The 12822-nt window shown below is 64.5% G+C and carries 11 protein-coding genes; 6 read left to right on the top strand and 5 right to left on the bottom strand.

The annotated features are described in order from the left end of the window. Positions 1-85: 85 nt before the first annotated feature. A complete protein-coding gene (locus tag J3485_RS03985; protein WP_206951271.1) occupies positions 86-964 on the bottom strand; it encodes an NmrA family NAD(P)-binding protein in 879 nt (292 codons plus the stop codon). Positions 965-1091: 127 nt separating this feature from the next. Between J3485_RS03985 and J3485_RS03980 the strand changes: the two genes are divergently transcribed. From J3485_RS03980 to J3485_RS03970, 3 genes are all read left to right on the top strand, one after another. Next, on the top strand, positions 1092-2009 hold the full coding sequence (locus J3485_RS03980; RefSeq protein WP_206951270.1) for a LysR family transcriptional regulator: 918 nt from the start codon (positions 1092-1094) through the stop codon (positions 2007-2009). Between the two features lie 302 nt (positions 2010-2311). Then, positions 2312-2521 (top strand): hypothetical protein, encoded by a 210-nt coding sequence (locus J3485_RS03975; protein ID WP_206951269.1) that lies wholly within the window; start codon positions 2312-2314, stop codon positions 2519-2521. 229 nt (positions 2522-2750) lie between these two features. Continuing rightward, positions 2751-5000 carry a multicopper oxidase family protein gene (locus tag J3485_RS03970; RefSeq protein WP_206951268.1) on the top strand — a complete coding sequence of 750 codons (2250 nt, stop codon included), beginning with the start codon at positions 2751-2753 and terminating at the stop codon, positions 4998-5000. A gap of 18 nt (positions 5001-5018) precedes the next feature. On the opposite strand, the gene J3485_RS03965 is transcribed toward J3485_RS03970, so the two are convergent. Then, positions 5019-5474, bottom strand: a complete 456-nt coding sequence (locus tag J3485_RS03965) for a carboxymuconolactone decarboxylase family protein (RefSeq protein ID WP_206951267.1) — start codon at positions 5472-5474, stop codon at positions 5019-5021. A 304-nt stretch (positions 5475-5778) separates the two neighbouring features. Here J3485_RS03965 and J3485_RS28790 point away from each other — a divergent pair, with 304 nt between their 5' ends. Next, complete coding sequence (locus J3485_RS28790; protein WP_242538471.1) at positions 5779-6072, top strand: response regulator transcription factor; 294 nt, start codon at positions 5779-5781, stop codon at positions 6070-6072. Between the two features lie 25 nt (positions 6073-6097). On the opposite strand, the gene J3485_RS03955 is transcribed toward J3485_RS28790, so the two are convergent. Further along, positions 6098-6979 carry a LysR substrate-binding domain-containing protein gene (locus J3485_RS03955; RefSeq protein WP_206951266.1) on the bottom strand — a complete coding sequence of 294 codons (882 nt, stop codon included), beginning with the start codon at positions 6977-6979 and terminating at the stop codon, positions 6098-6100. Between the two features lie 151 nt (positions 6980-7130). Here J3485_RS03955 and J3485_RS03950 point away from each other — a divergent pair, with 151 nt between their 5' ends. Then, positions 7131-8366 carry a multidrug effflux MFS transporter gene (locus J3485_RS03950; RefSeq protein ID WP_206951265.1) on the top strand — a complete coding sequence of 412 codons (1236 nt, stop codon included), beginning with the start codon at positions 7131-7133 and terminating at the stop codon, positions 8364-8366. A 132-nt stretch (positions 8367-8498) separates the two neighbouring features. Here J3485_RS03950 and J3485_RS03945 read toward each other — a convergent pair whose 3' ends face one another. Continuing rightward, a complete protein-coding gene (locus J3485_RS03945) occupies positions 8499-9587 on the bottom strand; it encodes a zinc-binding dehydrogenase (protein WP_206951264.1) in 1089 nt (362 codons plus the stop codon). Positions 9588-9704: 117 nt separating this feature from the next. On the opposite strand from J3485_RS03945, the gene J3485_RS03940 reads away from it, so the two are divergent. Further along, positions 9705-10625, top strand: a complete 921-nt coding sequence (locus tag J3485_RS03940) for a LysR family transcriptional regulator (RefSeq protein WP_206951263.1) — start codon at positions 9705-9707, stop codon at positions 10623-10625. A 47-nt stretch (positions 10626-10672) separates the two neighbouring features. Here J3485_RS03940 and J3485_RS03935 read toward each other — a convergent pair whose 3' ends face one another. Then, positions 10673-12784: a site-2 protease family protein gene (locus J3485_RS03935; protein WP_206951262.1), complete on the bottom strand. Its 2112-nt coding sequence runs from the start codon at positions 12782-12784 to the stop codon at positions 10673-10675. Positions 12785-12822 lie beyond the last annotated feature (38 nt).

The following is a 12822-nucleotide window of genomic DNA, read 5'->3' as shown; positions in this document are numbered from 1 at the left end:
GTCAGACGTCGCCGCCATACAAGCCGGAAGACAAGCTGCCGATTCAGCGATGCGTTTCGGATGAATTGCCTCCGATTCGCCTCGCTCACCCTTTCGCCCATCCCTTGACCGTCTCGGCGACGAACTCACGATAGGAGCGCGGCTCGCGGCCCAGCAACTGCGCCAGCCGCGCGACCTCGGCCGTCGATGCCACGGCGCCGTCCTGCTGATAGCGCCGCATCATCAGTCGCATGTCATACGCGAGCCAAGCCGGCGCGACGGCCCTCAAGCGCTGCTCGAGCAGGTCGAGGTCATCGCCACCGTAGCGCACGGGACGGCCGAGCGCGGCGGCCCAAGCCGCGGTGATCGTCTCCGCCGTCATCGCATCGGGACCGACGAGTTCGTAGGCCACGCGCGGCAACGGGCCCTCAGCGCGCTCGCGACGAAGCAATTCGCGCGCCGCCGCGTCGCCGATGTCGCGCACGTCGACCATTGAAATGCCCTTGCTTCCGATCGGCATCGCATAGACGCCATGCGTGAGCAATGCGTCCTTTTGACGGACATCGTTCTGGATGAAGTAGGCGGGGCGCAATAGCGTGGCGGGCAAATCGAGCTGCTCGATCATGCGTTCGACCGTGTGCTTACTGGTGAAATGCGGTACGTCGGCATACTCGGCGCCCTGGAACACCGACAGATACACGATGCCCTTCACCGCACCTTCGCGGGCGATGTTCAGGACTTGAAGCGCCTGGGTCAGTTCGTCGGCAGCGTTCGGCGCAAGCAGAAACAGCGTGCTGACCCCATGCATCGCCTCGCGGATGGCGTCCACGTCGGACGGATCGCCCTTGATTGCGGTGATGCCGTCCGCGAACTGCGCCTTTTCGGGCGAGCGCGTCAGCGCCCGCACTTCTTCGCCGCTACCGTGCAAATGCGCGAGAACCTGCTTGCCTACGACACCTGTGCTTCCGGTTACGAGAATTGCCATGATCTTCTCCAAGGGTTAGTGAGCTGCGTCAGCCCGTGGACATACGATAGTCGTTCCACTTCTGCGTCGAAAGCCACATAATCCAGACATGTCGTCTCGTATATGGAACGAAAAAGGATTTGACGCGATGGATTTCACTTCGCTCGCCGATTTCAACGCCGTCGCCACGCATGGTGGCTTCGGCCCCGCCAGCCGCGCACTGGATCGCCCCAAGGCGACGCTGTCGCGGCGCGTGGCCGAACTGGAGGAAAGCCTCGGGGTCCGGTTGATCGAGCGCGGGGCCCGGCGGCTACGGTTGACGGAAGAAGGTCAGGCGCTGCACGAGCGCACCCGAGGGCTGATGGCCGAGATCCAAGAAGCGGGCGAAGCCGTTGCGTCGCGCGCGCCGGTGCCGCGGGGGCGTCTGCGAATCAGTGCCCCGATCGTGTTCGCGCACGTGCTCTTGTGCAAAATCGCTGCGCGCTTTGCCCTCGCCTATCCGCAGGTCGAACTTGAAATCATCGCGGAGGATCGCGTCGCGGACCCGGCCGAGGACGGCTTCGATCTTGTGATCCGGATCGATCCGCCGCGCGACGAACTGCTCGTGGGGCGATGCATCCTCGGTGACGTGAGGATGGTGGTCGCGTCGCCGTTGATGTCGGTACCGTCTCCATCCGCGCGTGGTACCGAAAGCGAAGACGATCGTCGCGCGAGCGCGCTGGTCGTTCCGGCTGTCGTTTCGTCAGCATCGGCGGCAGCGGCTGGGATGAGTGAGACTTGGACGATCGTGACGTCGACCGGTGAGACGAGGACGCTGATACCCACGCCGGTGCTGCGGCTGTCGTCGTTGCTGATGATTCGCGACGCAACGGTGGCCGGGGCCGGCGCGGCACGCCTGCCGCGCTTGCTGGTCGAAGACGACGTCGCGCAAGGCAGGCTGGCGTGTTTGGGCACGGAAGCCGGCCCACCCGTCGAAATCTGGGCGCTCTACAGTTCGCGTCGCCTGTTGAGCGCAAAAGTGCGCGCGTTCCTCGATATGTTGCAGGACTTGCCGGGGCACACGTAGCAGACGCGGCACCTCGCGACTCGATCCAGCAACGATGCCATGCTCGCCCACATCGTTTCCCGCGGGGTCTCGCGCGTTTGGATCAGCGTGACGCAATCCGATCCGCATCGCACGATTCAGTGGTCCATGGATGGCACTTCGTCTGAAAAAGCGAACGGCGCGCCAACCTCTCATCCGGACGTATCACGCTGCTGGATCTGCCGGACAAGTCGCGTCCAGCATCGACGGGGCTACGATAACGCCCAAGAGGTATCGCTTCACGCGCCGCCCAGCTTCGTGAACGGACAGAGACGGAAAGCACCATGGACACGCAAAAGGTTGAAGCCGAGATCAACAAACTCTTCGCTGACAGTTGCAAGCTCCATGCGCAGACAATGAAACGCTCCGCCGAGACGGCAAAGCTGGTCGCTGAGACAAGCAAATTGAACCGCGAAGCGCACTGGCTCCCTATGATCCAGGCTGCGACGCTGGTCGGTACGGCACTCACGCTCGTCAAGCTCTTCTTCCGCTGAACCGAACCGCCCCCGCCGCGAGGCGGGAACCCTTCTTCGCGCTATCCCACCTCGCTTCGCCCCACGCAAAAAACGCGGTTTTCGGACAATAAACATTCATTTTAGGTACGCGCGTTTTCTTTCGATCATTGCCTCGATAGCCTTCCAGCCGAGCAATCGGCGGCAACCGCAATCCCTTCGCCGCGCTTGCAGCACGTTTCTACGATCATTCGCAACGCGGAGTCTATTCATGCGGTTCACTCGGTTGATTGCCGCGGTCGCGGCTTGCGCGACGTTATCGCTTTGTACGCTGGCCTCCGCGGCACCGGCCTCGGTACGCTCGTTCGTCGATCTCGGCGGCACCCCGGGCGTCGCGACTTCGGCCGCCGCGCAACGCACCCAGCAGCCGGGCATACCGGCGTCATGCAGCGGCCCCGCCTACGTCGCCGACGCCTCCCGGCCGATCACGCTCGACGCCGGCTATTCGTCCTATCGCCTCTACAACCCATCGACGAACGCCTACGATCCGGTCGAGGTGCGGGCCTACAACGGCTGCCCGACAGGGCCCACGATCAACGTGGATCCGGGACAAACGCTCAAGGTGCGAGTCAACAACACGTTGCCGCCCGAATCGTCCGCCACCTGCCCGCCCAATGCCGCCCACGACGCGCCGCATTGCTTCAACACCGTGAATCTGCATCTGCATGGCATGCACGTCTCGCCGTCGGGCAATAGCGACAACGTGTTCATGAGCATCCCGCCCGGCACCTCGGCCAACTACGTCTATCAGATCCCCGCCAATCACCCGGCCGGCACGTTCTGGTATCACTCGCATCATCATGGCTCGGCGGCCATCGACGTCACGAGCGGCATGGAAGGCGTGCTGATCGTTCGCGGTCATCGCACGGCGGCGCGGCGATGGGCCAACGGCGGCATGGCCGATATCGACACGATCCTTCACGATCGCGCCGGCACGCCGTTTCCCGAGCACGTCTTTCTGTTCCAACAAATCGAATACGGCTGTTTCGCCAACGCGAGCGCCGCGGCACCGCTTGCCGATCCCACTACCTACGCGTGGATCTGCCCGACCGGCGACGTCGGCGAGCTACGCAACTACACGAACCAACTGAGCTTCGTTGCCGACCCGCGCCCAGGCTACGCGGGGCAGTTCAATTCGACGTGGACGATCTCGGGCCGCTACACGCAAATCAACGGCGTGGTGCAGCCGATGTTTCCGTCCGCGCACGGCTTCTTGCCGGCTGGGCAAATCCAGCGCTGGCGCCTCGTCCACGGCGGCGATCGCGACACCATCAACCTGAAAGTCGTCCGGGTGAACCTTGCCGCGCTGGGCCGCGCCGCCAGCGCCGAGCCAAGCCCGCAAGACGTCGACGCCGCGGCCGATGCCGCCAACGCCCTCTTGGCCGGCCAGCCCAATCGTGCGCAACGCGTGACGACGCTCGACCAAATCTGCAGCGGCGAAGTCGTCAAGCAGATCGACATCGCCAACGATGGCCTGACACGCAGCGCCATGGTCGAGCAAGACGTCAACACGCTCGATCCGGGCTATCGCCGCGACGTGCTGATGGCGTTTCCGACACCCGGCCTCTACTGCGTGCTCGACGAAGCCGCCGAAGCCGCCTCGACGATCAGCTACCGCCCCGGCTCGAGCAAGGTGAAAGACCGGCGCCTGCTTGCCCTCGTCCGCGTCGGCCCCGGCACGAACATCCCCGACTACACGCCGGACGGACTCGGGCATTCGAAGTATTGGCAATACGTGCGCAACCGGCTCGTCGACGCAAATGCCGATCTGCCGCCCGACGTGCTCGCGGATCTGCGCACGCTCGACACGCATGTGTTCGCGCCGGAGAAGCCGCTCGACGGGCCGATCCACAAACAAGTGCCGATGCTGCTCGACGTCGGCTTCTCGAACGGTGCGCCTAGCTTCACGATGAACGGCGAGTCCTACGATCCTTCGCGGATCGATTACACGGCGGTGCTGGGCACGACGGATGAATGGCATCTGACGGCCGGCGCCAATGGCGGCCATGTGTTTCATATCCACATTAATCCATTCGAGATCGTCGATATCCTCAATGCGCAGGGTGTCTCGATCTACGATTCGAGCGGCCATTGCACCGCCGCGGAAATTGCCACGGGCGATCAGGAATACTGCACGCTGCACGACGTGTTTCTCGACACGATCTTCATCAAGCCCGGCTATACGGTCGTCATGCGCACGCATTACCGCGATTTCACCGGCGAATTCGTCATGCACTGCCATATCCTCGATCACGAGGACGCGGGGATGATGCAGAACGTCGAAGTCGTCACGCCGACAACGGCCCTCATCTCGCGTATCACGGCGCCGCTCGTGCGCGCGAAGGACGGCATCGACACGTTCGTCGACGATCTGCGCTACGGCAGGCAGCGCTCGAACCCGTTCGCTTTCACCGCGCCGATCTGCAGCGCCGGCAACGTCGAAGCGATCGCGTCGAAATGACGAAGGCCCTTTCGTCGATCAGCCCGCCTGAAACACGCCGGCTTCCCACGCGAAGGGCTTCGCGAGACGGTTCCACGTGTTGATCTGCGCGACGATCAGTGTCAGCTTCGCTAGTTCGTCGCGCTCGAAGTGCTCGTACGTTGCGCGCACGAGTGCGTCGCTGATTTCATTCTCGCTGATCAGCGTGAGCGCCTCGGCCCAGCGCAGCGCGGCCTGCTCTTTCGGGCTGTAGAAGTGCGGCGTCTCGTGCCATACCGGCAGCAGGCTGTAGCGCAGCGGGTCTTCGCCCGCATGAATCCCTTCTTTGATGTGGCGATCGAGACAGTACGCGCAGCCGTTCAACTGCGAGACGCGCGCGCGGACCAACTCGACGAGCTTCACGTCGAAGCCGACGCTGTTCACGTACTGCTCGACGTTGATTACGACCTCGAGCAGCTTGGCCGGCAGTTGTCCAAACGAGATACGTTCTGGCATGGCTGAATGATTCCTTGGATGGGTAAAGCGCTGGCGCGGACTGTGTTGTTGGCGAAGCCGCTGCGTGCGCCGCAAGCTTAAGCGAACGGCATGGCGCGTACACCTGTCCTTTGGTGCAGTATCGGTTTTCCGAATGCGCATGAACGCTGGGGCCCAGCGGCGCAAGACGATTTCTACATGCCGACGAGCATGGTCAATCGCACATGTCCTGCATGCGAACTCCACGATGGCGCGCGCGATGCTTGCCGCTATATGCTGTTTGCCGAGCCGGCAACGTTCCCGCGTGCAAAGAAATGGAGGGCGTATGAGTAATTCCAACGAGCCATGCCGCGAAGTCTCGCGAGCTCTACACGATGTGACGCTCGGTGTCGCGATGGGGCAGAGTCGGTCAGCCGCTTTTACCGAACTGACCGAACGCGAATTCACGGTGCTCGATTGGTTGAAGGAAGGCAAAACCAATTGGGAGATTGCCGCGATCCTGGAGATCAGCGAGCGCACCGTCAAATTCCATGTGGCGAACATTCGCGAGAAATTGAGCGCATCCAGCCGCAGTCATGCGGTCGCGCTCGCGTATTCGCACAATTTGATCAAGCGCTGAGCGGGGGGATGCTGCCTGCTTCTTCTTATGTCTCGTCGATCGCCGCCATGAAATGCCGCACCCCCGCCGTTTGCGCATGCGTGCGCCACAACAAATGAATGTCCACAGCGAGCGGCAACCAATCGATTCGCTTGAAGACAACGCCGGGCGGACTCATCCGTTGCATGCTCGCCTGCATGATCGCCGCACCTAGCCGCGCGCTGACGAGCCCGAGTGTCGTCGAGACTTGCGCGACTTCGTATTGAATATCGGGCGTAAAACCGGATGACGCGCATGCCGCGAGAAAGCGCTCGCGCGCGGCGGGATTGATCGACTTGGGCAACGCGATCCACGGCATGCCGTCGAGATCACGCGGCGCAATCGTGCGCCGTGCCGCAAGCGGATGATCGTCGGCAAGCGCCAGCACGAACGACTCGCTCGTCAACAAGCGGCTCGTCAACGATTCACTCGGCGTCGGCAAGTTGTAGACGAACGCGATGTCGATCAGCGAACGCTCGAGGGCGTCGATCTGCTCGCCCGAGCGCATCGCGGCCAACTTCAGGCTCACGCGCGGATGCGCCGAACGAAAACGCCGCAACGCAGCCGGCAACCGCCCGTTGTGGATGATGCCCTCGCAATAGCCGATCGATAGCGCGCACGCCTCGCCCTTGCCCACTTGCCGTGCCCGCTCTTCGATGCGCTCGGCGCGGTTCAGCAGATCACGCGCTTGCTCCAGAAATTCACGCCCCGCAGGCGTGAGGCGCACGCGCTGCTTGATGCGCTCGAACAGTTGCAGCCCGAGATGATCCTCGAGTTGGCAAATTTGTCGCGAAAGCGGCGACTGCGAAATGTGCAGCCGCTCGGCAGCACGCGCGACGTGCTCGGTTTCGGCCACCGCCACGAAGTACCGCAGTTGCTGAAGTTCCACGGTTATGTCCTTTCTTGCATCAACTCGGATTGATTAAGTCTTGGACGGCATTATATCCAGCCATTACGCTAAGCCGTGTCGTCAATGCATCCGGCCCGCGGTCTCGACGAAGGGCCAATCCGGACATGCAAAAAATAAAGGAACAACCGCTATGAATCAGCCTCGTTTTGCCCTTCCGCAGGGCGTGCTGCTCGTCACGCTCGTGCTGCTCAGCGCGAGCGGACTGGTCGCCTCCGACATCAACCTGCCCGGCATGCCGCTCGCCGCGCAAGCATTCGGCACGCCGATCTCGGCGCTGCAGCATACGTTCAGCATCTACGTGATCGGGCTCGCGCTCGCGCAGGCGCTGTACGGCCCGCTCTCCGATGCCTACGGCCGGCGGCGCCTCGTCATCGGCGGCATGCTGCTCTATGCGATCGCGTCGATCGGCTGCTCGCTCGCGCCGAGCGTCGCGGCGTTCGGGCTCGCTCGCATTTTCCAAGCGTTCGGTGCGGGCGCCGGCATGGTCATCGGCCGCGCGATCGTCAGCGACATCTTCGACGCCAAGACGGCCGCACGCACGTTCACGACGATCATGCCGATCGTCGGTGCCTCCCCTGCGCTCTCGCCGCTCGTCGGGGGCTACATCACGAGCTATGTGTCGTGGCGCGCGCCGTTCTGGTTCACGGCGGCGCTCGGCGTCGTCGCAATCGTATTGCTGGCCGTCTACATCCCCGAGACGGTGCCGAAGTCCAGTCGCCATAGCAACGTCGCGCGCACGTTCCGCAGCTATCCGATGCTGCTCGCCGCGCCTCGGTTCTGGTCCTACGCGCTCAATCTGTGCGTCGGCTATGCGGCCTATCTCGGCTACCTGGCCGCCTCGCCCGTGATTCTCGTCAACATGGGGCTCTCGACGAAGACGATCAGTTATTGCTACATGAGCCTCTCGGTCACCTACATCGCAGGCAATCTGACCTCGCGCCATTTCGCGAAGACGTACGGCATCGATCGCTTGATCGGCGTGGGCTTCACGATTCTTGCAGCCGGCGCGGCGTGTCTGCTCGCGGCCGGCTGGCTCGGCGGCACCGCGCCGCTGCCGATGATTCTCGCGATCTCGGTGGTCACGCTCGCGAACGGCTTTCTGTTGCCGCTCTCGTTCGCGGGCGGCGTCACGAGCTTCCCGAACAACGCCGGCGCCGCCTCCGGCCTCATGGGTGCGATGCATTTGAGCGCGGGCGCACTGGCGATCTATGTGGTCGCGGCGTTGCCCGGCACCGTGGCGGCACTCGCGGCATTCGTCACCGTTGTCGCGGCGATCGGCTGCATCGCATTCCCCATCTTGCTGCGATGGTCCAATCTGCCGCGCGGCATCGCTCCGGTCGTTTGCTCGTCGAAGACGACTGCTTGAGCGCGTCGACCACGATCCGCCTCTTCGCAACATGCCCGGCCGTCATCGCGGCCGGGCTCTCGCAGTTGCACGAACGTCTTCGTAAAACGCGGGGGATACGGCCGATCGAGATCGAACGTCTCCCGCTTTCGCTCAATGTTGAGCGCCTTCGCCATCGCTCAATACGACCGTGCATTGCAGCCCCTGCGCACTGCCCGCACGATCGATCGCCGCTTCCAACCGTGCGAACGCGTATGTCGTTACGTCCACGGCGTCGAGCGACAACTGCCCCGAGGCGACGAGCGCAACGAGCGTCAGATAATCGGCACGCGTATACATGAAGTGGCCGATCAGCTCCCAGTTGTTGATCAACATCTCGCCGTAGGGAATCGGCAACTCCACTTGCATGCTGCCCATCAGCACGAGCCGGCCGTTGCGGCGCAAGCTGCGCAGCGCCGCGAGCGTCGCGTTCGCATCGGTCGCATGGCCCACCATGTCGAATGCCAAATCGACGCCCCCACCCGCTGCTTCGCGAATCGCCGCGACGTCGCGCGCGCCATCGCCCGTCAGCACGACCGGCGACACCCTGCCCTGGCCCGACTCGACGAGCGCAGCGAGCGCCTGCGCGCGCCGGCCCAGCGCGACGACGCGGCGCGCGCCGAGCGCCAGCGCGGCGAGCACCGCGGCCGAACCGAAGTAACCCGTCGCGCCATTGACGACGACGGTCTCGCCGGCCGCGAGCCGTCCGCGCCGCAAGCCTCCGAATGGCACCAACAGCTTGCCGAGCGCGGCCAGGCGCGATGACGGCATTGCGTCGAGGCCGTCGAGCGCGACGATCGTCGAAGCCGGAAACTCGGCGAACTCGCGCCACGTGCCATGCGGAAAATCGGCCAGCATCGGCGCGCCGCCGGCGCTGATGCCGGTCAACCCGATCAGGATCTGCTCGGGCTCGTTCACCGTTTCGTCGGCCAGCCAGTAGGGGTTCACTGCCACACGCTGCCCTTTGCGAAAGCCGAACACGCCTTCGCCGAGCGCTTCGATGCGGCCAATGCCGTTCGTCCCCGGCGAAAACGGTCCGGGCGGAAACGCGTACGGCAGCTTGCCTTCGACATAGGCGCGCGTATAGCTGAGCAGCGGCACCGCCTCCATGCGCAGCAATACGGCGCCGCGGCGCGGTTGCGGCATCGGTTCGTCGCGCAGCGCCAAAGGCTTACCGGGTTCGTCGAGCATCCAGGCTTTCATGATGGTTTCCTTCGTAGAGTTCGAGAGATTGAATGAGACCGAATGAGATCGGACGATTGAACTCTAGGGTCGCCGCACGTATTCTTGAAATCAATTATTGGCATTGGACCCATCAACATGATTGATCTCAGAGGCATCGATCTCAATCTGCTCGTCTCGCTCGACGCGCTGCTTGAAGAGTCGAACGTGACGCGGGCGGCCACGCGGCTGCATTTGACGCAGCCGGCCGTCTCCACTCAATTGGCGCGACTGCGGCAAATTTTCGGCGATCCGCTCTTGATCCCCGCGCCGAGCGGGCGCGGCATGACGCGCAGCGCGCGCGGGACCGAACTCATGGCCCCGCTCAAGGCCGCGCTCGCGCAACTCGAAGCGGTCGTGCGCCGGCAGCCCTCGTTCGACCCATTTGCCGATCAGCGACGGTTCACGGTGGCCGGGAGCGATCAGGCGGTGGCGGTGCTTGGTTTTCGGCTGATGCAGTCTTGGGCGGGGCGCGCCGGGCCGAACGTGCAGCTTGCGTTCGTCGCGGTCGAGCAATCGACGAGCGTCGAGCGTTTCGAGCGTGGCGAAATCGATCTGCTGGTCGGTTCGGAGCGGATGGTCCCGGCATGGGCGAAGGCGCGCAAGCTTTACGACGAACGGTTCGTCTTCGCGCAGCGCAAGGGGCATCCGCGCGGGGCGTCGCCTTTGGACCTCGATGCCTATTGCGCGCTCGATCACGTACTGGTATCGACGAGCGGCGGCAGCTTCTTCGGCTTCATGGACGAGCATCTGCAAGCGCTCGGGCGGGCGCGCCGCGTTGCGCTGTCGGTGCAGCACTTCACGGTCGTACCCGAGTTGCTCGCGATGACCGACTATGTCTCGACACTACCGTCACGGCTCGTCACGCGCCATCGCGACACGCTCGACGTATTCGACCTGCCGTTCGATGCGCGCGGTTTCACGATGTTCGCGGCGTGGCATCCGCGCAGTCAGCTCGATCCCGCAAGCGTTTGGTTGAGGGAGACGCTGGCCGATGTGGCGGAGCATTGGCCGAGTTGATGTGAGGCTGGGGCCGGTACCGGCTGGCCGAATTCCCGTTCTAGCGCTTACGCCCCGCTCTCACGCTCGAACACCGACGCGAGCCATTTCAGCCCACGCCAAGCGAAGCTTTGCCGTGTACCGCCGATCGTCGCTTCTCCAACGAGCTCGCGCGGCCACGCCTCCTGCGCCGGACACTCGCCGATCCGCACACGATAGATCGCTGCCAGCGGCACGAGCTGGCGCGTGCCGGGCTGAAGCTGAACCGGCAGCGGGCCGCCGTATACGCTCGCGAGCGAGGGGACGTCGAGCGTGGCGGAGTTGACGCGATCAACAGCCGTCACGACGCACGAAAGCGCGCCGAGTTCGGGCAGCTTGGAGACGAACGTCACGCGGTCCCCAGGCGCAACGCGCGCCGCATCGTTCTCGCCAACGAACGCCTCCCCCTTCACGCCCGTCGGCCCAACGACATCGAACAAGTGCTCGCCGCGCGGCAGCCACGTGCCGGGGGCCAGCGCTTCGTCGGTCTGCACGAGACCGTCGAACGGCGCGCGCAACGTCAATTGCGCGACTTGCGCCGTGAGCCCCGCGACCGTTTGCTTCGCCGCATCCCAGTGGCGCTGCAGCGCCACGCCCTGTTCGAGCAACCGCTCGTCGAACGATTGCTGCTCGACCTGCCAGCGCAGCAGCGCTTCGTCGGCTTGCGCCGCTTGCAGCTTGTGCGTGAGATCGGGCGACGCCAGCACGGCCAATACATCGCCCGCGTGTACGCGCTGGCCGTCGCGTGCGATCGGCGCCGCGTCGGTCACGTAGGCGGCTTCGGGGACGTAGAGGCCTTGCGCACGCTGCGGCCCCAGCACGGCCGGCGCGCCGACGCCGCCATGCCACGGCAACACGACGAAAGCGAACAGCACGGCCGCCGCGATCGACGTGCGCCGTGTCGCGCGGCACCACCGCAGCGCGGCGCGACGATGCCAGCAAGCGGTTATCTCACGCACGACGGGCCGCGCGATAAACCAACCGAACTCGACGCAGAACAGCGCCACGCCCAGCGCCCTGAAAAACGTGTGATAGACAACGAGCGCGATCGAGAAAAACACCGCGAGCCGATAAAGCCAAGTCACGAACGAAAACGCGATCAAGAAACGGCGGCGCCGCGGCGCACACGGCTCGGGCTGCGGATCGCGGAGGCCGAACAGCCGCTCTCTTATCCACCAGCGGCCGAACGCGAACGCGCGGTCGTGCAGGTTCGGCATGTCGAGCCAATCGGACAGCAAGAAGTAGCCGTCGAAGCGCATGAACGGGCTGGCGTTGATCGTCAGCGTGCCGATCCACGTCGTCGTCGCGAGCAGGAACGCGCCCGCGCGCATCGGCCCATCGGGCAGAAGGCTCCAGGCCAGCGTGGCGAAGGCGGCCAACGCAAGCTCCGTCAGCATGCCGGCCGCACCGATGCGCAATCGTTCGGCCCGCCCCGGCACCTTCCACGCTTCTGTCGTATCGGTGTAGAGCACCGGCACCATCACGAGCAGCGCCACGCCCATTGTCGGCACACGGCACCCATAGCGGTGCGCCGTGAACGCATGCCCGAACTCATGCAGCACCTTCGCAAAACCGAGCGCGAGGCCGAGCGCAAGGAGCCCGCGCAGATCGGCATAGCCGTGGAACGTATGAACGAACTCGTCCCAGCGGCGCGATACGAGCACGAGCCCGGTCAGCGCCACAAGCGCGACCACGGCCCAGAACCCGGGCCGATAGGCGATCTCGGCGTAGCGCGCGAAGCGCCGCAGGAACGGCATCGGCCGCCACAGCGGCACGCGGATCATCAGGTAGTGCTTGAGCAGCCACATCGCGTGCGAGAGCTTGCTCGCCGTGGCCGCGCTGTGGAGCCGCCCGGTATCGGCCGGGCTCGAGGCCACGAGCAAATGCTGATGACGCAGCATCCGCACGAGCGACTCGAAATCGTCCATCGTCAGCGTCAGTGCGGTGTCGGCGTTCACCGACGCGACGATCGCCTCGGCGTCGTCGAGCGGCCAGCGCGAGAGCATCTCGAACGCTGGCCAGCCGATCTGAAAGAAGCGGTTCCCCGCCGGATCGTGGAGCATCCACGTCGGTGCGCCGTCCGGCGTGGCGGCGCCGGGCGTCAAGCTCAGTTCTTGGCGAAGGGGCGGTAGGCGGGACATCGAATGGCTAGGTCACATGAAAGCGCAGGCCGCGCATG

It is taken from the genome of Trinickia acidisoli (assembly GCF_017315725.1).
GTDB lineage: Bacteria > Pseudomonadota > Gammaproteobacteria > Burkholderiales > Burkholderiaceae > Trinickia > Trinickia acidisoli.
Note: the sequence above shows the minus strand (reverse complement) of the source record. Positions and strands in the feature narration are given on the sequence as shown.